20 protein-coding genes are annotated in these 23,161 nt (G+C 52.2%); 5 read left to right on the top strand and 15 right to left on the bottom strand.

Annotated features, from left to right (window positions below; translation table 11 throughout):
* Positions 1-106 precede the first annotated feature (106 nt).
* Positions 107-1,729: a glycerol-3-phosphate dehydrogenase/oxidase gene (locus ACYVHC_RS06020; protein WP_460612761.1), complete on the top strand. Its 1,623-nt coding sequence runs from the start codon at positions 107-109 to the stop codon at positions 1,727-1,729.
* A gap of 209 nt (positions 1,730-1,938) precedes the next feature.
* Positions 1,939-3,447 carry an FGGY family carbohydrate kinase gene (gene glpK / locus ACYVHC_RS06025; protein WP_460612762.1) on the top strand — a complete coding sequence of 503 codons (1,509 nt, stop codon included), beginning with the start codon at positions 1,939-1,941 and terminating at the stop codon, positions 3,445-3,447.
* Here the strand turns inward: glpK and ACYVHC_RS06030 are convergent.
* The 8 genes from ACYVHC_RS06030 to ACYVHC_RS06065 all read right to left on the bottom strand — a co-directional run bounded on the left by ACYVHC_RS06030 (position 3,440) and on the right by ACYVHC_RS06065 (position 10,652).
* Positions 3,440-4,075: a hypothetical protein gene (locus tag ACYVHC_RS06030; protein WP_460612763.1), complete on the bottom strand. Its 636-nt coding sequence runs from the start codon at positions 4,073-4,075 to the stop codon at positions 3,440-3,442. The genes glpK and ACYVHC_RS06030 overlap by 8 nt on opposite strands.
* 34 nt (positions 4,076-4,109) lie before the next feature.
* The gene (locus tag ACYVHC_RS06035; RefSeq protein WP_460612764.1) at positions 4,110-4,991 is read right to left on the bottom strand and encodes a ChaN family lipoprotein; all 882 of its coding nucleotides are present in this window, start codon (positions 4,989-4,991) and stop codon (positions 4,110-4,112) included.
* A gap of 142 nt (positions 4,992-5,133) precedes the next feature.
* Positions 5,134-6,462 carry an ABC transporter permease gene (locus ACYVHC_RS06040; protein WP_460612765.1) on the bottom strand — a complete coding sequence of 443 codons (1,329 nt, stop codon included), beginning with the start codon at positions 6,460-6,462 and terminating at the stop codon, positions 5,134-5,136.
* Positions 6,463-6,477: 15 nt separating this feature from the next.
* On the bottom strand, positions 6,478-7,416 hold the full coding sequence (locus tag ACYVHC_RS06045) for an ABC transporter ATP-binding protein (RefSeq protein ID WP_460612766.1): 939 nt from the start codon (positions 7,414-7,416) through the stop codon (positions 6,478-6,480).
* An 84-nt stretch (positions 7,417-7,500) separates the two neighbouring features.
* On the bottom strand, positions 7,501-8,127 hold the full coding sequence (locus ACYVHC_RS06050; protein ID WP_460612767.1) for a hypothetical protein: 627 nt from the start codon (positions 8,125-8,127) through the stop codon (positions 7,501-7,503).
* Positions 8,127-8,636 (bottom strand): RNA polymerase sigma factor, encoded by a 510-nt coding sequence (locus ACYVHC_RS06055; RefSeq protein WP_460612768.1) that lies wholly within the window; start codon positions 8,634-8,636, stop codon positions 8,127-8,129. Before ACYVHC_RS06055 ends, ACYVHC_RS06050 begins: the two co-directional genes overlap by 1 nt.
* A gap of 215 nt (positions 8,637-8,851) precedes the next feature.
* Positions 8,852-9,994 (bottom strand): molecular chaperone DnaJ, encoded by a 1,143-nt coding sequence (gene dnaJ, locus ACYVHC_RS06060; protein ID WP_460612769.1) that lies wholly within the window; start codon positions 9,992-9,994, stop codon positions 8,852-8,854.
* Between the two features lie 28 nt (positions 9,995-10,022).
* Positions 10,023-10,652 carry a nucleotide exchange factor GrpE gene (locus tag ACYVHC_RS06065; protein ID WP_460612770.1) on the bottom strand — a complete coding sequence of 210 codons (630 nt, stop codon included), beginning with the start codon at positions 10,650-10,652 and terminating at the stop codon, positions 10,023-10,025.
* 192 nt (positions 10,653-10,844) lie between these two features.
* On the opposite strand from ACYVHC_RS06065, the gene ACYVHC_RS06070 reads away from it, so the two are divergent.
* Positions 10,845-11,219, top strand: coding sequence for a hypothetical protein (locus tag ACYVHC_RS06070; RefSeq protein ID WP_460612771.1), 375 nt, complete (start codon positions 10,845-10,847; stop codon positions 11,217-11,219).
* 95 nt (positions 11,220-11,314) lie between these two features.
* Here the strand turns inward: ACYVHC_RS06070 and obgE are convergent, their stop codons facing one another.
* From obgE to ACYVHC_RS06095, 5 genes are all read right to left on the bottom strand, one after another.
* On the bottom strand, positions 11,315-12,403 hold the full coding sequence (gene obgE, locus ACYVHC_RS06075) for an Obg family GTPase (protein WP_460612772.1): 1,089 nt from the start codon (positions 12,401-12,403) through the stop codon (positions 11,315-11,317).
* 120 nt (positions 12,404-12,523) lie between these two features.
* Positions 12,524-13,147, bottom strand: a complete 624-nt coding sequence (locus ACYVHC_RS06080; RefSeq protein ID WP_460612773.1) for a nucleoside monophosphate kinase — start codon at positions 13,145-13,147, stop codon at positions 12,524-12,526.
* A 119-nt stretch (positions 13,148-13,266) separates the two neighbouring features.
* On the bottom strand, positions 13,267-13,806 hold the full coding sequence (hpt, locus tag ACYVHC_RS06085) for a phosphoribosyltransferase (RefSeq protein ID WP_460612774.1): 540 nt from the start codon (positions 13,804-13,806) through the stop codon (positions 13,267-13,269).
* 136 nt (positions 13,807-13,942) lie between these two features.
* A complete protein-coding gene (locus tag ACYVHC_RS06090; RefSeq protein WP_460612775.1) occupies positions 13,943-16,117 on the bottom strand; it encodes a sodium-translocating pyrophosphatase in 2,175 nt (724 codons plus the stop codon).
* Positions 16,118-16,317: 200 nt separating this feature from the next.
* Positions 16,318-16,995 (bottom strand): M20/M25/M40 family metallo-hydrolase, encoded by a 678-nt coding sequence (locus tag ACYVHC_RS06095; RefSeq protein ID WP_460612776.1) that lies wholly within the window; start codon positions 16,993-16,995, stop codon positions 16,318-16,320.
* Between the two features lie 348 nt (positions 16,996-17,343).
* Here ACYVHC_RS06095 and ACYVHC_RS06100 point away from each other — a divergent pair, with 348 nt between their 5' ends.
* Together ACYVHC_RS06100 and ACYVHC_RS06105 are read left to right on the top strand one after the other, a co-directional pair.
* Entirely contained in the window at positions 17,344-18,600 is a 1,257-nt protein-coding gene (locus ACYVHC_RS06100) for a tol-pal system protein YbgF (protein ID WP_460612777.1), read from the top strand.
* 17 nt (positions 18,601-18,617) lie between these two features.
* Complete coding sequence (locus ACYVHC_RS06105) at positions 18,618-19,982, top strand: hypothetical protein (protein WP_460612778.1); 1,365 nt, start codon at positions 18,618-18,620, stop codon at positions 19,980-19,982.
* Here ACYVHC_RS06105 and ACYVHC_RS06110 read toward each other — a convergent pair.
* Positions 19,934-21,001 carry a glycosyltransferase family 4 protein gene (locus ACYVHC_RS06110; RefSeq protein WP_460612779.1) on the bottom strand — a complete coding sequence of 356 codons (1,068 nt, stop codon included), beginning with the start codon at positions 20,999-21,001 and terminating at the stop codon, positions 19,934-19,936. The genes ACYVHC_RS06105 and ACYVHC_RS06110 overlap by 49 nt on opposite strands.
* A gap of 888 nt (positions 21,002-21,889) precedes the next feature.
* Positions 21,890-23,080, bottom strand: a complete 1,191-nt coding sequence (locus ACYVHC_RS06115) for a glycosyltransferase family protein (protein ID WP_460612780.1) — start codon at positions 23,078-23,080, stop codon at positions 21,890-21,892.
* Positions 23,081-23,161 lie beyond the last annotated feature (81 nt).

The following is a 23,161-nucleotide window of genomic DNA, read 5'->3' on the forward strand; positions in this document are numbered from 1 at the left end:
AGCAGGCTTTGTAGGGCAGCGCGCGGCTGAAATTATCCATTTACGGCGCAATACGTTGATGCTGTAGCACACCCTGAGCCGTCGAGCTACAGTTGCTACCCTCCTTATGCCTCTGAACCTCTCCGAAATTAATTACAAGCGGGAACACTTAGTGCAGCAGATGCGCACCCAGCTCATCTGGGATATGCTTGTAATTGGCGGCGGCGCCACGGGGTTGGGCGTAGCGCTCGATGCCATTAGTCGAGGCTACAAAACCTTGCTGTTAGAGCAGGTTGATTTCGCGAAAGGTACTAGCAGCCGTAGCACCAAGCTGGTACACGGCGGTGTGCGCTACCTAGCGCAGGGCGACGTGGGGTTGGTACGAGAGGCGTTGTATGAGCGCGGGCTGCTACTGAAAAATGCGCCGCATCTGGTCAAAAATCAAGATTTCATCATTCCGAACTACGAGTGGTGGGGTGGCCCGTTCTACACCATCGGGCTGAAACTCTATGACCTGCTGGCTGGCAAGCTGAGCTTGGGTGCCTCGGTGCATCTGAGCAAGGCCGAAACGCTGCGCCGCCTAGGCAACCTCAAGCCCCAAGGCCTGCGAGGTGGCGTGCTCTACCACGATGGGCAGTTTGATGATGCGCGCCTAGCCATCAATTTGGCCCAAACCTGCCTCGAGCACGGCGGCACGCTGCTCAATCACGTTGGAGTAACTGGGCTGCTGAAAGATGAACAGGGCCAAGTTTCGGGGGTAAAAGCTACTGACCAGGAAACCGGCGCTACCTATGAGCTTCAGGCCAAAGCGGTGGTGAATGCGACCGGCGTTTTCGTGGATGACATTCTGCAGCTGGATGCACCTGGCAGCCGGAAGCTGGTGCGGCCCAGCCAGGGCGTGCATATTGTGCTCGATAAGTCGTTTCTGCCCAGTGATGACGCCCTGATGATACCCAAAACCGAAGACGGGCGCGTGCTGTTCGCGGTGCCGTGGCACGGCCGCGTGGTCCTCGGTACTACCGATACGCCACTCCAGCAGCACAGCCCGGAGCCCCAGGCGCTGGAAGAAGAAATCGACTTTATTTTGCGCACTGCGGGCCGCTACCTCACCCGCGCGCCCCAACGTACCGACGCGCTCAGTGTTTTCGCGGGACTTCGGCCGCTGGCCGCTCCGCAAGGCAACTCCGAAAAGACGAAGGAGATTTCGCGCAGCCACAAAATTCTGGTATCGGCTTCGGGCCTGATTACCATCACGGGCGGCAAATGGACCACCTACCGGCGCATGGGCGAGGACACCATGGACAAGGCCATTGCCCTTGGCCGACTCCCCCCCGCCGCCAGCCAAACCGCACACCTGCCCATCCACGGCGCGCAACCTACCTCCGACTATACCCAGCACCTGTACGTGTACGGCTCCGATCAGCCCGCCTTGCATCAGCTTATTGTTGAGCAGCCTAACCTAGGTCAGAAACTAGATGAAACCCTGGAGTTTGTGCAGGCCGAGGTAGTGTGGGCCGCCCGCTACGAAATGGCTCGCACCGTAGAAGACGTGCTGGCCCGCCGGGTGCGGGTACTATTCCTCGATGCCCGTGCCGCTATCCGGATGGCGCCTACGGTAGCCGCGTTACTAGCCCAAGAACTTGGCCGAACCCCACAGTGGCAGGAGCAGCAGGTAGCGACTTTTACAGCAGTAGCACAGCAGTATGTGTTGCAGGATAAACCGGCCACCGTAATAGCCACGGCTGGTTAACTGATGTAAAGCAGCCAAAATTGACTGTTATGCTGAGCATGTCGAAGCATCTCGCTCTAACCGTTGCGTTTACTTTGGCAACGTCAGCACACGAGGTTCCTCGGTACTCTAGCTTGATGCGCTACCTACTTAGCATATCCTCCTTGAGTATCAGCCCCTCTTCTTTTTGCTGATCAGTACTTACTCCTCCACCTCTACCCTACTCTTTCATGGCGGCGCACTACATACTGGCTCTCGACCAAGGCACAACCAGCTCCCGGGCTATTGTATTCAATAAGAAAGGGCGCGTGGTGGCGCGGGCACAGAAAGAGTTTACCCAGATTTTTCCGAAGCCCGGCTGGGTAGAGCACGACCCGCTGGAAATCTGGTCGACGCAGGCGGGGGTAGCGGCCGAGGCTACTGTGAAGGCTGGCAAAAACGGGAAGAGCATTGCCGCCATTGGCATTACTAACCAGCGCGAAACGGTAGTGGTCTGGAACCGCAAAACCGGCAAGCCCATCTACAACGCCATTGTGTGGCAAGACCGCCGCACCGCCGAATACTGCGACCAATTGCGCGCCGAAGGCCACGAAGAACGGATTCAGGCAAAAACCGGGCTCCTGCTCGATGCTTACTTTTCCGCCAGCAAAGTCCGCTGGATTCTCGATAATGTGCGCGGGGCCCGCAAGAAAGCAGAGGCGGGGCAGCTGGCCTTTGGCACCGTGGATACCTGGCTTATCTGGAACTTCACGCAGGGCGAGCTGCACATCACCGACGTTTCCAATGCCTCCCGCACTATGCTCTTCAACATTCACTCGCTGGCGTGGGATGAGGAGCTGCTCAGCCTGTTCGATATTCCGCGAAGCATGCTGCCCGAGGTGCGGCAATCGAGCGAGGTGTATGGCGCAACCAAAACCACCGTTTTCGCCTCCAAAATCCCGATTGCAGGTATTGCCGGCGACCAGCAGGCGGCCTTGTTCGGGCAGCAATGCACCAGCCCCGGCATGGTGAAATGCACCTATGGCACGGGCTCTTTTCTGCTAATGAACAGTGGCCCCGAGCCCAAAATCTCTCAGAATAAGCTACTGACTACCGTGGCCTGGCAAATCAACGGGCAAGTGCAGTACGCGCTTGAAGGCAGCATTTTCATGGCCGGAGCCGTGGTCCAGTGGCTGCGCGACAACCTGGGCATTATCAAAACGTCGGCGGAGGTAGAGAAGCTGGCCCGGCAGGTCAGCAGCACCGAGGGCGTGTACTTTGTGCCGGCCTTTGCCGGGTTAGGCGCGCCGCACTGGAACCCCTATGCCCGCGGCACTCTCTTTGGCATGAGCCGGGCCACTACGGCAGCCCACGTGGCGCGGGCCGCCGTAGAAGCCATAGCGTTTCAGACCATGGATGTGCTACGGGCCATGGAAGCCGACTCGGGCCTGCCCGTGGTGGAGCTGCGCGTTGATGGTGGCGCCTCAACCAACAACCTGCTGATGCAATTTCAGGCCGATGTACTGAACACGAGCATCATTCGCCCGCGCATCACCGAAACCACCGCCCTTGGGGCCGCCTATCTGGCGGGCCTGGCGGTTGGCTTCTGGAGCAGCTTTGAGGAAATTCAGGGCCTAGCGCAACCCGACACTACCTTCCGGCCAAACGCCAACCGCGCCGGCATTAAGCAAGCCATTGCCGACTGGCACCGGGCCGTGCAGGCACTTCAGGTATGGGCCCAGGCTCGGCCGGTTAGCTGAAGTTATAGGGGTAGCCGATGCCCTGCAAGTCAGTTTCCAGCTGCGCCCAGTCTTCTAAGGGGTCAATCAGCTCTTTAACCAGCTCCCGCGTTACGGGCTCGTGCTGGTAAATGCCGGCCACGGCGGTCTCGTCTAGTGGGTCGCGGTCGGTTTCGTCGATGAAGTACTCGTTGGCCCAGGCAGCGTAGGTAGCCGGCTCTCCATCGAAAATAAACAACAGCTCCTCCGAGCCATCATCTTCATTATCAATAACACCGGTTTGCCAGCCGTGCTCGGGCGTATACCACAGGCAGAAGGTGGTTCCGATGGAGTTTACGGGCTCTCCTAGCATAAACTCCTCAAAAGCTGCCGGCAGCCCGCGTGTTACCTGCGCTTTGTCGGGCTGTTCAAAATCTTCGAGGTAACCGTTGATGCAGCACCCTTCGGGCCGGAACAACACCAACATCTGGTCGCCTTCGCCGTCGCTCATTTCAAACAGCGCCTCATGTTCGTCCCAGTTGGGGCTGTAGGTGTAGTAGCGGTATTCCAGCTCCTGGGAGTTAATGGCATCGAGAGCAGCCAAGGATTGGCAGAGGCGCTGGAGGGTAGCGGCGTTGGGCAGGGCGCCTGGGTTCAGGGTTGATATCATGGTGAGGGCTAGTAAAGCAGATGACGACCAGCTGCTAATACGTTTTGGTCATGTCGGCGGGTACTACCAGCACAAAGTCGGCCTTTTGTGCGTGTTCCTTATCCAGCTTGCTCAGCTGCTCCTGCGAGACGGTCGTGATGGTGAGCACCTTCAGCTTGGGGTTTTGCTGGCGCAGGTAGGCTAGTATGCCGTCGTGGTTATCGGAGTGGTAGGCGCCGTTGAGGTGGAGCAGCAAGTGGCCCTCGGGGCGGGCCTGGTTGAGGAAATGGGCCATGGTAGCATCCTTGAGGGCTTGCGCCTGAATGATATTCTGCACGCCGGCCGCGTGGGCGGCATCACCGCCAAACATCTTGGCCATGTTCTTATAGCCCGGCAGCTCAAAATCAACAGCTATTGGTAAGGGAGCCATCCAGGCTTTTTCCGCTTCAGGAAGCTCGTTCAGGGCGGTGAGGCTGCCTTTGGCTACCTGCGAGGCATAGCGACGCGGCACGTTGGTACCCACGACCCGAAATTTCTGTTGCCGGGCTAATAGCATCAGCGGCTTGTAGTCGGTGGCGTAGTTGGGCCAGGGGCGGCTTTGCTCTTCGAAGGCTTTATCGTCTAGCTCGCCGGTAATGTACTGATCTACGAGGGGCTGCACGTCGCGCTCAAACATTTCCAGGCCTAGCACCAACTGGCCCTGCCGCAGGCGCACTAGGTCCTTGGTTACCTGCAACTCCAGCCAGTGCGCCAGAGGGTCGTTATGCTGCTCGCCAAAAAACACCACATCGGCGGCAGCCAGCTCTTTCAGCATTTTGTCGTAGCCAGTGGCTTTGCCCGCGCCCGTAAACAGGCGGTAGGCGGGTTTATCGTCGGCTTTCATCGTGAAGCTCATCAGCAGGCACAGCAGCGGTAGCAGCAGGTAGGTTCTCTTCATACAAACAAGCAAAGGGAGGCGGCTGAAAAAGACTAGGGCAAACATAAGCACAAAGCCCCGGCAGCTGCTTTTTAACAGCTACCGGGGCCCAGGTTGTTCAGAATACTTCTGCCTCCGGCTGTTTTACAGCCAGCGCCACAGCTTAGCCTTTATAAAACATCCACTTCGACAGCTCGCCATAGGTTACTTTCTTGCCATACATCAGGATGCCCACGCGGTAGATGCGGGCTGCCAGCCAGATGGTGCCCATAAAGCCCAAAATCAGGAACAGCATGGAGAGGCCCAGCTGCCACATGGGCACGCCACCAAAGGGCAGACGCATCATCATGGCAATGGGCGAGGTGAACGGAATCATCGACATCCAGAAGGCCACCGTACCGTTGGGGTTGGTTGTCAGGACAGCCTGCGACACTACAAAGGTGAGCACCAGCGGCATCGTGACGGGTAGCATAAACTGCTGCGTATCGGTTTCACTATCCACCGCCGAGCCGATGGCCCCGAACAGCGCCCCATAGAACAGGTAGCCGCCAAGGAAGTAGAACAGGAAGCAACCTACCAGCAGGGGCACATTCAAATCGGCTTGCTTTAAGGCCAGCATCATTTTGTTGCCCTCTTCTTTGGTTTCCTTGGCTTGCGTGGTGCTAGCCCCTGCGGCAGCATTAACCCGCTCTACCCGGTTCTGCACCATTTTATCGGGGCTGATGGAGCCAGCCATGGCCGAGGAGATGCCAATTGAGAGCAGCACCCACAGTCCCAGCTGCGTGAAGCCCACGGCTGCAATGCCCAGCACTTTGCCCATCATCAGCTGAAACGGCTTTACCGAGGAAATAACCACCTCCACAATGCGGTTGGTTTTCTCCTCCATCACGCCGCGCATAATCTGGATGCCGTAGATAAAGATGAACATGTAAATCAGGAAGCCGCAGGCGTAGGCTACGCCCGTGCTCACACCGGTGCTAGAGCTACGCTCGCCTTCATCACTCAAGCTAACCGTCTGCAAGTCCACATCGGCTTTCATGTTGTCGAGAACGGCGCGCTCAATACCAGCCTGGGTTAACCGTTTGGTTTCTACAGCATTGTCAACGGCTCTCTTAATATCCCGCTCTAGTGACAAACCGAGCCCTTTGCGCGAAAACACCTGAATTCCGCTGGGGCTGGCTAGGTCCAGTTTCGGTACAAACAGCAGGGCATCGTATTTGGCTTTCTGGAATTCTCCTTTGGCCGTAGCCAAGTCAGACGAGGTGCGCACAAACCGAATGTCGCCCTTGTCCTCGGGCAGCTTATCGGCAAACATGCCGCCGGCATCGGACACGGCCACTACCTTGCCGCTATCCGACATCTTGGCAATGAGCACAGGCACGGCAAACAAAGCCACCGTGAGCAGCGGCCCAATCAGCGACATGATGATGAAGCTTTTCTTGCGCACCCGCGTGAGGTATTCGCGCTGAAATATGAGTATGATTTTGTCCATGATGAGGGCTCAGAATTAAACGGTGGCTTCTACCAGACTTTCGGGCATCGTTTCCTGCACCCGACGAATGAAAATATCATTGATGCTCGGAATCAGCTCACGGAACGCGTGCACTTCCACGTTCCCGATGAGGTAGCGCAGCAGGTCGTTGGAGGTAGTGCCGGCGTGTAGCTTAATGATATCGTAGAAGTGGCCGTTTTCGCGCTCGTGGTGTTCCAGCACTTCAAAATCGGGGTGCAGCACCATGGGGCGGCCTTTGCCCTCCACCACGTAGGTTTGGGTTTTGAAGGTATCCTTGATGTCGCGCACGGAGCCATCGAGCACCTTGCGGCTGCGGTTAATCAGGGCAATGTTGTCGCAGAGCTCCTCTACCGACTCCATACGGTGCGTGCTGAAGATGATGGTTGCGCCCTGCTCGCGCAGCTTCAGAATCTCATCCTTAATCAAGTTAGCATTAATGGGGTCGAAGCCAGAGAAGGGCTCATCGAGGATGATGATGCTGGGCTCGTGCAGCACAGTGGCAATAAACTGCACCTTCTGCTGCATGCCTTTCGAGAGGTCCTCCACATTTTTCTCGGCCCACGCCTTGATATCGAGGCGCTCCAGCCAGTTTTTGATGCGCTGGGTAGCATCAACGCGGGTTAGGCCTTTGAGGCGGGCCAGGTACAGCAGCTGCTCGCCTACCTTCATTTTCTTGTACAACCCGCGCTCTTCGGGCAAGTACCCAATTTGGGCAATATGGCCAGGGTGCAGCTTTTCGCCCCGCACCCTGATTTCGCCTTCGTCGGCGCCAGTGATTTGGGTGATGATGCGAATGAGTGAAGTTTTGCCGGCGCCATTGGGCCCCAGCAGGCCGAAAATACTGCGCTCCGGAATATCGAGGCTGACGCCGTCGAGGGCCACGTGCTGGGCGTATGCCTTGCGTACGTTGATGGCTTGAAGAATGGGTTGCACGGTAGAAAGGTGTAGTTGATTGGCAACGACTAATGTAGAGGTTTTACTATATCAGTGGCCTAGCAATTCAACCAACCGGCCGCTTTACTCCCCCAACTCTCGTAGCGTAGCTTCCAGCCGGTCGAGGTGCTGGCCGTACAGCTCCTGCAAATACTGCCGCGCAAACCGCGCCATCAGCCAGTGGGTAAACCACCACACCAGCCCGTAACCAATTACCAGCACTGCCAGCTGCATCAGCAACAGCTTGCCCGAATAGGTAGCCAGCGCATTAGTCAAAGAAAAGTAAAACCCAATACCGAAGGATATTGGCAATGACCACAGCGCCGAACGGTACGAACGGTTCATCACTTCCCGAATCCGCTCTACTTGCTGTGCCACATTCTCGCGCACAGTAGCACTGGCATTGCCTAGGCCTTTGATGCCATTGAACAGGTAGCGGTGATACGACACTAGGCTAACCAGACACAGAATCAGAATCCAGATAAAAGAAGCTTGATTGGCAGCCTGCTTGGCATAAAACAGCCCTACACAGGTCACTAGCAAGAGCGCCACTGTAAACCCTATTTCCAGGCGGGCATTGCGCACCAAGTTGGGCAATGAGCCAGAGGTGTTACGCTTCAGTAGTTGCGACAAGGTAACAGCATCAAAAGCGGCAGTAGCATCAGTTGAAACTGGCTGCTGCCAGCTGCGGCGAAACGTATCGAGTTCCATTAGACAGGTTGCGTTAAGAGTTGACGGAGTTTGTCTTGCACGCGGTGCATTTTCACGCGCACGTTGTTTTGGGTGATGCCGAGGATGTCGGCCATTTCCTCGTAAGTGCGTTCTTCCAAATAGAGCAGCACAAAGGCCTTTTCTACATCCGAGAGCCGCTCAATGGCTTGGTAGAGCTGGGCTAGGTCTTCTGCATCGGGGCCACCTTCGGGTGGGGTGGCTACATCAGGCACGGCATCTCCAAAGCGAGTAGGTGGCGGTTTTCGGGTCCGTTGGCGCAGGTCGGAAATGGCTACGTTTAAGGCAATTCGGTATAGCCACGTGCTGATTTTGGCGGCGGCCCTGGCCTCGTAGCTGGGCCAGGCCCGCCACAACTGCAGCACTATTTCCTGGTACAAATCCTGGCGGTCGTCGGGCTCGGGGCAGTACACGCGGCACACCCGCTGCAGCAGGGGCTGGTACTGGTTGAGGGCGGCCACAAAATCCGGAGAAGGAGCAACAGATGCCATAAGAGGAAGATTTGCTACATAGGTCGCTACCCCCGCGCTGGCATTACAGCTTCCCGCAAAAATATTTTTACTAGGCTATATACACGCCCCAACCCCGGCGCTAAAAAGGCAGCAGGCTACTAGGTCTATACACGCAAAAAACCCGCTCCTCACAACTGAGAAACGGGTTTAAAGCTGATAAGGGGCTAGTAAACTATTCCGCTAGCTTCGATTATCTATTGAAAATACTCCTTCACTTTTTCGAAGAAGCCTTTCTCATTTTTGCCGGGGTTCGGAGTGAAGTTGCGCGAGTCACGCAGCTTTTCCAGCAGGTCGCGCTCCTCACCGGTTACAGTTTTCGGCGTCCAGACATTCAGATGAATCAGCTGGTCGCCGCGGCCGTACCCGTTGATGTCCTTGATGCCTTTGCCGCGCAAACGCAGGATTTTACCGGGCTGGGTACCTGGGTCAACCTTAATCTTCACTTTGCCTTCAATGGTCGGCACCTCAATGCTAGCGCCCAGCGCAGCATCCACGAACGAGATATACTGCTCGAACATGATGTTGTTGCCGTCGCGCTTGAGCACTTCGTGCGGCTCCTCCTCAATCTGAATGAGTAGGTCGCCGGGTACACCGCCGCGCTCCGGGAAGTTGCCTTTGCCGTTCATGCTCAGCTGCATGCCTTCAGCGACGCCCGCCGGAATATTGATCGGAATAACTTCCTCGTGCAGTTGCCGGCCTTCGCCGTGGCATACATCGCACTTGCTGGTTACTACTTTACCTTCGCCTTCGCAGGTAGGGCACGTAGAGGCGCTTACCATCTGGCCGAGCATAGTTTGCACCACGCGCTTCACCTGGCCTTGGCCGTTACAGGTACCGCAGGTTTTGAGGTCGGTGCCGTTTTTGGCGCCAGTGCCCGAGCAGGTGTTGCACGCTACATAGCGCTTCACCTTAATCTTCTTCTCAACGCCGTTGGCAATTTCCTCTAGGTCGAGCTTGAGCTTAATGCGCAGGTTCGAACCTTTGCGCACGCGCCGGCCGCCCTGTTGGCCGCGGCCACCGCCCCCGAAGAAGCCCTCGAAGCCGCCACCCCCGAAGATGTCGCCGAACTGGGAGAAAATGTCCTCCATGTTCGGACCGCCACCGTTGCCGCCCATGCCTTGGTGGCCGAAACGGTCGTAACGGGCTCGCTTCTGCTCATCCGACAGGACTTCGTAGGCCTCCGCGGCTTCCTTGAACTTGTCTTCGGAACTCGGGTCGTCGGGGTTTTTATCGGGGTGATATTTGATGGCCACCTTGCGGTACGCCTTCTTAATCTCGTCGCCCGAAGCGTTTTTGGCTACGCCCAGTATTTCGTAATAATCTCGCTTCGTTGCCATGGCAATTGAAAGTGCGCGTCGCTAAATGTTACTGCCCCAGCACCACTTTGGCGTGGCGAATAACCTTGTCGCCGAGATAGTAGCCGCGTTCTACCTCATCTACAATCTTGCCTTTCAGGTCTTCCGAAGGAGCCGGAATCTGAGTGATGGCCTCGTGCAGATCGGGGTCGAAAGCGCCACCTTTGGCATCCATGGGGGCTAGGCCCTTCTGGTTTAAGGTTTTCTGGAGCTTGTTATGAATGATGTCGATGCTTTCGCGCACAGCGTTGGCATCATCGGTGTCTTTGGTGTGGTGGCGGGCCCGGTCAAAATCGTCCAGCACGGGCAGCAGTGCCACCATCAGTTCTTGGTTAGCCGATTTGAACAGGTCGGCGCGCTCCTTAGTGGTGCGGCGCTTGTAGTTTTCAAACTCGGCGGCTAAGCGCAGGTATTTATCCTTTAAATCAGCCAACTCGGCTTCAGTTTTCGAGCCTGCTGCGGCTGGAGCATCACCTTCCACCTCCCCTATTTCGGGGGCATTAGGCTCTTCCGGCAGCTCGCCAGCTACTTGCTCAGTAGCGGCATTCGTCGGGTCGATTTGGGTTTCGTCGGGTTGGATGTTTTTATCGTCAGCCATTTTCGCTTGAAATCGTCGGAACGGGTTGAATCGGGAAGACATAGGGTTTCACTAGGGCACAAGGAACCTGCCAAACCCTAGTTGGCTGTCATTGTGGCACAGAAACCGCAGTAGTTGGGCAGTTAGTTCAGACGCAGTGGCGTAAAGTCAATGCTCCTGGCATAACTGTCTACTTCTTCCTGATGGAATAAGGTATTTATTGTAATTGGAAGTGCTAACTGTTTACTTGACAGCATGAACTCCGCTCTCTCTTCAGCGCCTGCGACGAAGGCCGTTTCATGGGCAGTGCTACTTCCCGGGACTTTTCTTGCAACGTTGATTTGGGCAATGAGCTTCAGCGAATGGTTTACAATTGCTGTTATAGCTGACCCAAAAACAATTGCCAGCTACAGCTTTGGCTCGGAAGCCATGGTTGGTGAAGGAGGAAATCATTACCGCAGTGCCCAATCTTATACAGCAAGTGCTTTGCTTGGCTGGCTACTCTTGATGGCACCCTGCATAGCTTTCATTCTTGCTATCATCAAACGCACTGCCGTGAGAGCAACCATTGCGTATGGGCTTCTCTTGTTCCTGGTGTGCGTAGTGCTACCGGTACTCCGCCTGCTCTGAAGAAGGTAAAGGAGTAAGATTCGCAACCAACATGCTAAGCACCGTAAGCAACAAGATCCCGCAGAAGTTGTAACTGAGCTGCGCCAGCGGCTGCGTTAAGCGTTTTGGTCTTCGTCCTGCTCTTCGCTGAGGTTAGAATAGTCGTCTTCTTCGCGGTAGCTTGTGCGTGCCGACTCAGGCGCGTCGCGGCGAGTTTGCTGTATCGCGTCCCAGATCAAATCTTTCAGTTTCTGAATGTTCTTATTCGTCAGGCTGGAGATGAAGACAGTAGGCAGATCGGTAGGCAGCGTTTCGCGAATTTCGGCTTCCAGTTCCTCGTCCAGCATATCGGACTTGGTAATGGCCAGCAGCCGCTCTTTTTCCAGCAGTTCGGGGTTAAATTGCTCCAGTTCGCTCAGCAGCACGTTGTACTCGGCGTTAATGTCGGGCGAGTCGCAGCTGATCATGAACAGCAGGATGGAGTTGCGCTCCACGTGGCGCAGGAAACGATGGCCTAGGCCCTTTCCTTCCGCCGCGCCTTCAATGATGCCGGGAATATCCGCCATTACAAACGACTTGTAGTCGCGGTAGGCTACTACCCCCAGGTTGGGCGTAAGGGTCGTGAAAGCGTAGTCGGCAATTTTAGGTTTAGCAGCTGATACCACCGAGAGCAGCGTGCTTTTGCCCGCATTCGGGAAACCTACTAGGCCCACATCGGCCAGCAACTTCAGCTCCAGAATTACCCATTCATCAATGCCGGGCTCGCCGGGCTGGGCGTACTGGGGCGCTTGGTTGGTAGCTGACTTAAAGTGGTCGTTGCCGAGGCCACCGCGGCCGCCAGGCGTCAGGATAAGGCGCTGACCGTGCTCCGTGATTTCCAACTTTTTCTCGCCGGTTTCGGCATCACGGGCAATGGTACCTAAAGGTACCTGGATGATGATATCGTCGCCTTGGGCGCCGCTGCGCAGGTTTTCGCCGCCATTTTCGCCGGCTTTGGCAATCAGGTGCTTCTGGTACTGCAGGTGGAGCAGCGTCCAGAGCTGGGAGTTGCCTTCCAGAATGATATGGCCACCGCGGCCACCGTCGCCGCCATCGGGGCCACCGTTGGGCAGGCCTTTAGCACGGAAAAAGTGGTGCGAACCCGCCCCTCCTTTACCCGAACGGCAATTTATTTTAACGTAATCAATGAAATTATTCGAAGCCATGCTGCGCGTTGTTGAGAAGTTCTGTCCTCCGGGTTACACGCAGCGAAGGGACCTGAATCATAGATTAAGGCCCCTTCGCAGGCTCAGAGGAACAGAGTTTTGCGATTTAGAAACGCAAAGTTACGCTTTTACTTCGTCGGTAGCTTGGCGGCTGTCTTCGGTAGCGGCGGGCAGGTGCCCATCGAGGATGGTGCAGATCTGCCCGAAGATGGTTTCGATGTCGCCAATGCCATTCAGAGCATGGAATTTCTTTTGCTCGGCATAGTAGCCGGCTACCTGGGCGGTTTCAGTATTATATACCGTTACACGCTTGCGGATTTTGGTTACGTCTTGGTCGTCGGGGCGGCCCGAGGTTTTGCCGCGCTCCAGCAGGCGCTTCACCAGTTCTTCCTCATCTACTTCCAACGCTACCATGCACGAGACCTTGGTGTCGTGTTCCGTCAAGAGCCGGTCAAGGCTTTCGGCCTGTGGCACAGTACGCGGAAAGCCGTCGAAAATAAAGCCAGCGGCTTGCTTGTTATCTTTCAGGGCACTCCCGATCATGCCGATTACTACCTCATCAGGTACTAACAAGCCTTCGTCCATGAGCTTTTTGGCACGCAGGCCAAGTTCAGTGCCCTGAGAAATCTGGGCACGCAGCAGGTCGCCGGTGGAGAGGTGAACCAGGTTATAGCGGGAAATCAGCTTCTGGCTTTGCGTTCCTTTGCCGGCGCCGGGCGGGCCGAAGAGCACGAGATTCAGCATGTGTAGCGGTGAGTTACGCGAGGAAGGAAAATCGGGTGGGTTTTGGAAATATAAGCAACGAATAGGAAAGCCTCTACGGACGTTAGCGAATTTTAGCTACCTAGTCCGGAAGCTGCTTCTTACACGGCTTTGTAAACGTCGGGGTAATTACGGCCCAGCCCGTCGAAATCGAGGCCGTACCCAACTATGAAATCATTGGGAATGCTTAGGCCCACGTACCGAATAGAAAGCTCATGCTGCAAACACTCGGGCTTCAGAAACAGGGTAGCCACTTCCAGCGAAGCGGGCTTCTTTTCCGAAAGCATATCAAGCAGCATGCGCATGGTATGACCGGTATCCACAATATCCTCCAGAATAATTACATGCCGACCGGTTAGGTCCTCTGTGAGGCCTAGTACTTCCTTCACCTCGCCGGTGCTGCTGGTACCTTGGTACGAGGCTACCCGAATAAAGCATACCTCACAATCGAGGGCTACTTCTTTCAGCAGATCAGCGGCAAACATAAATGAGCCGTTGAGGACGGCTACAAACATGGGCGTTTGGCCGGCGTAGTCGTGCGTGAGGCGGGCACCTACTTGTTTGATAGCGGCCGCAAGCTCAGCAGCTTTCAGGTAGGGCTCAAACTGCTTGTTGTGCAGTGAAATGTGTTCCGGGTTCATCCGTTAGGGGTTGGTCCGTGGTGAGCGGGCGGCCAAAGGTAGCAGAAAAAAGCCGCCCTCCCCGGTGAGAAGGCGGCTTCCTGACTTTTGAGTCTGATTACTAGGGGTCAAAACCAGCTCAACCTTAGGCCAGCACTTATTTGATTTGGTTTACGATAACCTGATGGCTAGCAGGCACAACTTCTGCTTTGGCCACGCCCCGCTCGGGGGCAGCAATGTGCGGGGCAATTACCAACGACACGATGCTCATGAGCTTAATGAGAATGTTCATGCTAGGGCCCGACGTATCCTTAAAGGGGTCACCCACGGTGTCGCCAGTTACGGATGCTTTGTGGGCGTCGGAGCCTTTGTACTGCATAGTGCCGTCAATCATCACGCCTTTCTCAAACGACTTTTTGGCGTTGTCCCAGGCACCGCCCGCGTTGCTTTGGAACATGGCCATCAGCACGCCCGAAACCGTTACGCCGGCCAGGGTTCCGCCAAGTACTTCGGGCCCAAACGTAAAGCCCACAATTACCGGCACTACCAAGGCAATGGCGCCAGGCAGCATCATTTCCCGAATAGCCGCCTGGGTAGAAATAGCCACGCATTTCTCGTACTCTGGCCGACCGGTGCCTTCCATAATGCCGGGAATTTCACGGAACTGCCGGCGCACTTCCTGCACCATGGCCATAGCCGCACGGCCCACGGCCGAAATAGCCAGCGCCGAGAAGATGAACGGAATCATGGCGCCTACAAACAACCCCGCCAGCACGCGGGCATTGCTGATATCGATGGAGGTGATGTTGGCCGTTCCCATAAAGGCCGCAAATAGGGCAAGGGACGTCAGGGCCGCCGAAGCAATGGCGAAGCCCTTGCCGGTAGCCGCCGTAGTGTTACCAACCGCATCCAGAATGTCCGTCCGTTCGCGCACTTCCTTGGGTAGCTCGCTCATTTCGGCTATGCCGCCGGCGTTATCCGCAATGGGTCCGAAGGCATCAATAGCCAGTTGCATAGCGGTAGTAGCCATCATGCCGGCCGCTGCAATGGCTACCCCATACAGGCCAGCGCATTCAAAGCTCAGTATAATGCCCGCTGCCAACACAATAATTGGGAGCACCGTGCTTTCCATTCCCACTGCCAGGCCACCAATAACGGTGGTAGCATGCCCCGTGCTGCTTTGGCGCACAATGCTCAGTACCGGCCGCTTGCCCATAGCCGTGTAGTACTCCGTAATAATGCTCATAAGCGTGCCGACCACCAGGCCTACTACCACCGCATAGAACACATCCATCGAGCTAAACGTGACGCCCCGAATGGTCAGGTCTTCGGTGGGTAGCATCCAGCGAATAATGAAGTACGAAGCCACCGCCGACACCAGCACCGAGATGTAGTTACCTAAGTTGAGGGCTGCCTGCACGTTGCCGCCCTCCTTCACTCGCACCATCAGAATACCGATGAGAGAGGCCACAATGCCCATACCGGCAATTACCATCGGCAGCAGAATGGGTGAAAGCCCCTGAAACTCGTCGCCTCGGGCTATTACTTCCCGCCCGAGCACCATGGTAGCCAAAATCGTGGCTACATAAGAGCCAAACAAGTCGGCACCCATACCGGCTACGTCACCCACGTTGTCACCTACGTTATCGGCAATGGTAGCGGGGTTGCGAGGGTCATCTTCTGGAATGCCGGCTTCTACTTTCCCTACTAGGTCTGCTCCTACGTCGGCCGCTTTGGTATAGATACCGCCCCCTACCCTCGCGAAAAGCGCAATGCTTTCAGCCCCGAGTGAGAAACCAGTCAGCACTTCTAGAGCCGTCTCCATCTCAATACCGTTGGCGGTTCCTCCTCGGCTCACCACGAACATCTGGTAGAACACAATGAAGAGGGAGCCTAACCCCAACACGGCCAAGCCTGCTACCCCCATTCCCATCACCGAACCACCCGAAAACGACACGTTCAGGGCTCGACTCAGGCTAGTGCGGGCTGCCTGGGCAGTGCGCACGTTGGCTTTGGTAGCAATCTTCATCCCAATAAAGCCGGCCAGCGCCGAGAAAACGGCTCCAATCAGGAAGGCAATTACAATAACTGGACTTGATTTTTCGCCGGTGCTTCCTAGGTAAAACAGGAATGCGGAGGCTAGCAACCCAAAGATGATCATCACCCTATACTCCGCTTTGAGGAAGGCAATGGCCCCATCGGCAATGTAGCCGGCAATGGTTTGCATCCGTTCATCACCAGCATCCTGCCGAGTCACCCAGCCAGAGCGTAGCCATGTAAAAAGCAACGCCAGTACACCTAGCGCCGGCACTACGTAAAGAAAATTCATCATAAACGGTAGGAATAGGTTGAAGTGTTTGGGAGAGTGAGAACTGGCAAGGAACGATTAGGCAGGTAAAATAGAGTTTATTGGCTAATCCTCAAGCTTTACCACCACATCAGGGGCTAGTAATAAGCAGAAGAGCCGGATAGCTAGTGCTGCAGCACTAGCTATCCGGCTCTTGAAGTATACTTATCGGCCCTAAACAGCTGCTATAGCTGCTGCATCAGCACTTTATATAAAGCTAGCATGCTTTCAATGTCGCGCTTATCCACCAGTTCATGTGGCGTATGCACATTGTCTTCCGGTGCACCTATAAAGCACCAGTCCCAGGGTTGAGCGCCGTGTTGTAGTTCTTTGGCATCGGAGCCGCCACTACCCTCTACTTCCAGCTGATGCGGAATAGCCGCCTCCCGCGCAATCCGTCGGATTCGCTCCACGTAGCTTCGCCGCGGAATCAGAGAATCGCGCAAGGAAATCACTACCCCCTTCCCTGGCTGAACCCCTTCCGTTACCCAGGTTATATCCGAAATTAAGGCTTGGCGCACGCCATACGTTTCATAGATATAGCGAGCCAGATACGCCACTGAACCACCGCCGTGCTCTTCCCAACACGAGAAAGCCACGATGCCATCCTCTAGAGTCTCGCACAAACGCAACGCATTCCACACTCCAAGCCGATTATCTAGGTAGCAACTCTGCACCGTTGTGTCTGTTTCCCGGAAGTCGCACCGAAAAGTCAGTTCCGTTCCGGTATCAATATCCCGATGAAAGTCGTAGCTCAGCGCCTCGGTTTCTTCATCAACTAGTAGTGTACACTCGATGTCTCCACCTGAGTCATGCCCGACAAGGTGGTATCCGGTTTCGGCATCAGGCCCTCCAATTCGCACAAGTTGTTTCCCGTAACGAACCGTAAAGCCAATGCTATCCAAGTGAGCAAATACAGCTGTGCGCGGCTCTCCGAATATTAAAATAATGCAATCTTGGAACTCTCCCCCAGCTAGTACAGTTGGCTGCCTATGCCAAGTTGACTGTTGCTCTTGAATGTAGCGAAGTAAGTACTGGGTCAGTGGAGCTTCATTTCCTGAAGGTGCTGCTATCTGACAAAGGGCTTGTAAAAGCTGCATAGGATGTATCTTATTTGTCCAAACCTAGGTCAAATGTTCTACTTTAGCTGTTCGGATGAGCTGGGTGGGGCGTTTTTCTGCCTGTATTTGATATTGTAGTCCGATATGTCTATGCTCCTACGACTCCATTTTATCCTGTTACTATTGCTTCTGCCCTGGGCAGGATGGGCACAGGTGCCTGACACTGCTCGCCCCGCTCCCTTATCGGATTCACTGCAGCAGGTACAACTGGAAAATGTAGATGTAGCGCCGAATGCAATTGACACCAAAGGATGGCTGCTATTAGATAAAGATATTCAAACGGAGTTAGAAGGAGCCGTTTATAACCTCTACAACTTTAAGTACGACAAAGCTGAACGCCAATTTCGCAGCCTGCGCCGTCGCTACCCCAATCATCCCATGCCCTATTTCCTAATGGGGCTGAGCACATGGTGGAAAATTATGCCGTCGGGAATTCAAACCACCCAGTACGACAAGACTTTCTTCGCTTACATGGATACCGCCATCACAAAAGGCGAAGCACTATACCAAGCTGATAACCGAAACTACGAAGCCTGCTTCTTCTTGGCTGCTGGCTACGGCTTTGATGCCCGCCTACACGCCGAGCGTCGCGACTGGCGCAAAGCAACAGTAGGAGCCAAAAGGTCCCTTACGTACCTCGATAAAAGCAAGGAGGCCAACGGCCTGAGTCCTGAGTTCTTATTTGGCCAGGCCCTATTCAATTATTACGCCGTCTGGATTCCTGATAATTACCCGCTTCTAAAGCCAGTACTTCTGTTTTTCCCAAAGGGCAACAAGCAATTAGGCCTACAGCAGTTGCGCAATGTGGCTGATAACGGATTTTACGTAGGCCCGGAGGCTCGAGTCTTTCTGATGCGAATCCTCCTAAATGAAGAGGACAAGCCAGAACAAGCTATGCCAGTGGCTCGCTACCTGGCTACCACTTACCCGGATAACGGATACCTACAACGCATTTATGCCAATGCCTGCTTCCGGCAAGGTGAGTTTCGAGAATGCGAACGTGTCAGCCGCGAAATTCTAGACAAACTGAATCGTGGTCTACCAGGCTATGAAGCCAACAGCGGCCGTTACGCAACATACTTCCTTGGCTATCTTATGCAGAACCGCTATAAGGATCTAGCAAAGGCCAAGGAGTACTACCAACGCTGCCTCGTATTTGCCGAAACAAACGGTGAAACGAAATATGGCTTCTACCTCTTTGCCAACCTAGCACTAGCCCGCCTCGCTGACCGCACAAAGGATATTACAGCAGCTCGCCGCTACTATTCTGTAGTCCTTGACAAATCCGATCATGATTCGGAACAATACAAGGAAGCAAAAGCGTACTTGAAGAACAATCGAAAGTAGCAAAGGCTGCCCAATACATGGAACTTAAGGATTTATTTCTCACACCCTTTTATTTAGCGCTATTCTACGGCGTTGCCTTCGCTGTTCGTAGGCGCTTTACAAACGCGCTCACGCGTAAATATTTTATTCCAGCACTAACTGTGAAATTTATAGGCGCTATTGGTTTAGGCCTTGTTTATCAATTTTACTACGGGGGTGGTGATACATTTAATTATTACAATCATGTTAAAATTGTATATAGTGCCTTCATGGAATCGCCATCAATCGGGATGAAATTACTATTTTCTAATGGAGAATATGATCCTGATACTACTAATTATGCTAACATGATGATATGGTACCGTGCTCCTACAGAGTTTTTTGTCATTAAAATTGCCTCCTTTTTTGCACTATTTTGTTTCAACACATACACCATTATAAGCTTATTTTTTGCTCTCACAAGCTTTTCTGGGATGTGGGCTATGTATTTGACTTTTTTAAGAATATTCCCTTTAGCGTATAAGAAGTTGTCAATCGCAGTGTTTTTTTTGCCTTCCGTTTTCTTTTGGGGGTCCGGATTAATGAAGGACTCACTATGTATGGGAGCATTAGGCTGGGTATTCTACGGATTTTATCATGCTACCATTTACCGTCGCAATTTATTTATTTCTATTTTACTAGGCTCATTAGGCGCTTATATCATTATTTCTGTAAAGGTCTATATTTTACTTTCTTTTCTTCCACCAGCACTTTTTTGGGTATTCAACGAAAATAGTCAAAGAATAAAATCACGTACTTTACGAATAATGCTTAAACCTCTACTTATAGTTATTGGCTTAACAGCTGGAGCATTTGGTGCAACAAGTTTAACAGCTGGAGATGAAAAATATGACCTAGAAAAGATTGGCGAAAGAAGTAAAATAAACAACCAATATCTTGCTGTACAGCAAGTAAGTGGTTCTGCGTATGATATAGGCGAGTTTGATGGATCAGCTTCTTCAATAGTTAAAGTTGCTCCTCAAGCTATTGTGATATCTCTATTCCGGCCTTTTATTTTTGAAGCCAGAAACCCAGTAATGCTGCTCTCTGCGTTAGAAGCCACACTTTTCATCTATTTAACTATTAGCTTATTTTACAAAACAGGAATATGGAAGAGTTTTCGCTTAATTGGAAGTGAACCTATTCTGTCCTTTTGCTTTATTTTTTCTATAATATTCGCAGTGGGTGTAGGTGTTAATAGCGGAAATTTTGGGACATTGGTGCGGTATAAGATCCCCTTAATGCCCTTTTACTTAAGTGCGCTCTATATCATGCAAATAAAGGCTAGAGCGCTAAAATCTGCTCGTCATCCTAATCATTTAAAAAGAGCAAGAAAATTAGGCAAATTAGCAGTAACTGAGTAGTGCTTTTCAATTGTATGACGCGCGTTTCTACCTAGCTCATTACGTAGGTTAGGCTCTTGCAGCAATTTTTTCAACGCATTTTCCCAATCTTCTGCGTTTGTGCAGATATAGCCGTTGTAGCCATCTTGGACTACTTCTGTGTTCATTCCCACAGGCGAAACGAGCGCGGGCTCACCAAGGGCCATATATTGCAGGGCTTTAAAGGCACATTTACCTTTAGCCCATATATCGTCTTCTAGTGGCATCAGCCCTACGTGAAATTGGAGTAAATCAGCAATTTCGGTTTCCTTTTTCCATGGCACGTATACCAGTGACTTAAGTGGAAGGCTTGGTGGCTGATTGGAAATTACTCGGAACTCGAAGTCGAACTCCTGTTCAAGTTTGCTTAACACAGGCACAACTTGCTCTATATACTTTAGCGTTGAGTGTGTGCCTGTCCAACCAATTACTAGACGGTCGTCTGTAAGTTGATTACGCACCTTATTATGAAGGTTCACTGTATCAATAGTAGTTGGGTTTACTGCTACGTGGCTGTTAAACTGCCTAGCGTAAGCAGCCAAATAATCGTTTCCACAGCTTACCTTATATGCCCAACGGCATATACCCTCCACCTTATGATGCCATTTAACACCAGCTACTATCTTATTAGCATCTGAAGTATTAGGTAGCCAAATAGCATCATCAAAGTCATATATAATTTTCTTTTTTAGCATTTTAACTATTACCCACTCAAATATGGGAGGTCCTATAGGCGATGCCTCTCGATGAATGAACACGTAATCGTATTGAGGCACGCTGAACAGCAACACAAGTCTACGCAGGAAACCCATTAGGATACCGCATGCTTTGGCTAACGTGTGCCCCGACTTATATAAAATATTCCAGGTAGCCAAGTTGATAAACGAAGCTAAATGCCAAGTATGCCCGACCTCTGTGAGCAACGGCAAATATTGCTCAAATCGAAAACGTTGAGATGGGGCTTTACCGGCCGGATAAGGAACTACAAAAAGGATTTTCATAACTTTATACAAGGAAAAGACTGACATGGCCTGTAAGTGAGGCCTAGCGCAGCCAGCAAAGGTACAAGAAGCCTTACTTCTTGTTCATGCTTTATTCGGATTCGTTCGTTAAAACCTTGAAAAGAATTAGAAATCTAACGGTAATGTCACCCCTCCACCGTATTTTTTTTATATTCTCTATTTCCCTATCCTATTTGTAGTAGCAGAGAATAATAATTTAGAATATACTATCACTTAAACTAATTCAAAAAAAATAACTTTTCAATATCTGGACTATTTTATAAAATTATTCTGGCAACCTATAGCAGTAATACAGTTGACCAGCCGTATAAGAATTAGTTTTAAATCCGTAGCGTGTAGTTAAAAAACTTCTTGCTTTCACAATATTTTGGAAATCAGTATATATGCCCTGCAATTTTGATAACAGTATAGATAGAGTACGACAATCATGATTAGGCTGCAGCAATTAAGAAGTTGTTAACAGTTATATTTACGATATAAGTAATTTCACGCTCGTTAATGGACTAAGTATATCATATTCTAAGTTGCCGCGCTAATTTAAACCAGGCTTATATAGACTACCATATAGTTTTGACGAGCCTCCTCGGCTAATAAATTGCTTTAGCCTGGTACTGGTCTATGGACCCTTTACACTAAATCTCATTATGATGCTCAGCTATTTTATGATTAACGTGCTAGGCTACGCGAACGCTACTATTTACTTTGCTTCCGCTTTAGAAGTTTTCTTGCTCGTAATTGATATTGTAGGGTCTCTAGCTGGTAAAACTTTTACAGGGTTAAGAATTAAAGATTCGGCTTATCAATCAGGCGCTTTACTTTCACGTCGCAAAGTAGCTTTCGGCCGCAGGTACCAACATCTTCTTGCCATTACCTACCAAGCAGACGCTTATATTCGCCTTTGTAACGCCCAATAGCAGTTTCTAAATCGTAGTATTTCTGAGCTTTCTGCCGCAGGAGAGCGCCATCTTTTTGTAGCAATTCTGGGATGCTACGAGCTGCCGCTTCATACCCGACCTCATTCAGGTTAGACACAATAGTGCCACCATTTGTCTGCCAAATAATGTCTGCAACATCGCCTACCCCGTCGTTGCAGATTACGGGCAGGCCCATTGCTAGTATCTCGCCAAGCTTTGTGGGTGAACTGGCTTTCTTAGAATAGCTCTGCTTAATAAAAAACAAGTTTACATCTGAAGCTGCCACTAATTCCGGTACCTCTTTGCGTGTGGCGGGCCTTACTATGAAGTCTGTGTCAGTTAAGCCGGAAATGTTGCGTGCCGCCGCTAATACCATCTCACTAGGTTCTTGAGTGACGAACAACATTTTTGCACCTGGATAATGTTTCTTGATTACTGCGAATTGAGTTAACATCTCGTCCAACAAATACCATGCGCCAACAGATCCTAAGTAGCTAATCACCAATTCATTGATACCATAACCTAACTTCTGACGTGCAGTTTGGCGGTCATGATCCGTCAGCAATGGGAATATTGAAAAGTCGGCGCTACAAGGAATAACAGTAATTGGTGTTCCAGGGTAAGATGGCCAAGTCATCATCTCACCCTTGCCATTCTCTGTGAGACTAATGATACCATCAGCAGCGGCAATAAATTCGGTCTCTTTATGCTTGTACATGCGGTAAGCACGGCGGTAAATAGGATTCTGCAGATTCCACATTCCTCCCTCCACCCGTTCATCTACCCAGAACCCACGCATATCGAACAGGAATTTGACTTCAAATTTCTGCTTCAAGAACAATCCAACTTCCGCGCTGACATAGCTTCGGCAATGCGTCATATCGAACTGCACTTCTTCATGCAGAGCTAACGCTTTTTGCCGTAGCTGGTACCGATCGTAAAATTTAGCAAATACAGGGGGCTTACGTGTGAAAAAAATGTATTCCCAGCGAATTCCCGCCCTCTCAGTAATATCCCTAATAATATCTTTATACTGCGCAAACCGGCCCTTCTTCTCAGTGGATAGTAGCGTAATCTTATATCCAGCCTTAGACAAACCTACTAGGTACGGTAGCACTTGCGACTGGCCTAGGGGGTCAGTCATACCATCGTATGAAACAAAAAGTACACGAGGTGCAGAACTGGACATTTGGATTGTTTACGAATGTGAATTGCAAAGGAAATT

This window comes from Hymenobacter seoulensis (assembly GCF_054780535.1).